The organism is Citrobacter sp. VF227 (assembly GCF_052950715.1).
Genome location: NZ_JBRFVF010000433.1, coordinates 1 through 459, shown reverse-complemented (window position 1 = coordinate 459; position 459 = coordinate 1). Strand labels below are relative to the sequence as shown.

Below are 459 nucleotides of genomic sequence, written 5' to 3'. Positions count from 1 at the left end.
GACAAATAGCTCCAGAACAATCAACCGGACCGGGAAGTTTTGTTCCGGCATTTATCGACGCCCTCTATAACCTGACCGCTCAGGAGCAAGCATGAAACGGATTAACGCATTAACGATCGCAAGAACCGATCCAAGCGGTGGCGAAGGTATTCAGGCCGATTTAAAAACCTTCTCGGCGCTTGGCGCTTACGGCTGCTCGGTTATTACCGCGTTGGTGGCACAAAATACGCGCGGGGTGCAGTCGGTGTATAGCATTGAACCTGACTTTGTTGCTGCACAACTGGACTCGGTGTTTTGTGATGTACGTATCGACACAACCAAAATTGGTATGCTGGCGGAGACTGATATTGTTGAAGCGGTTGCCGAACGTTTGCGTCGTCATCTAGTGCGAAATGAGGTGCCTGATTCGGTGAGGCTGGCGAAAAGCGGCGATCCGCTGTTATCCCCTTCTGCGGTAAA

1 protein-coding gene and 1 pseudogene are annotated in these 459 nt (G+C 51.4%); both read left to right on the top strand.

Annotated features, from left to right (window positions below; translation table 11 throughout):
* Positions 1-95 (top strand): annotated as a pseudogene (locus tag ACU8YC_RS27175) (hydroxyethylthiazole kinase); the annotation flags it as partial.
* Positions 92-459, top strand: a 368-nt coding sequence (locus ACU8YC_RS27170) for a bifunctional hydroxymethylpyrimidine kinase/phosphomethylpyrimidine kinase (protein ID WP_446896284.1), incomplete at its 3' end; no start/stop codon positions are given. The pseudogene ACU8YC_RS27175 and the gene ACU8YC_RS27170, both read left to right, overlap by 4 nt.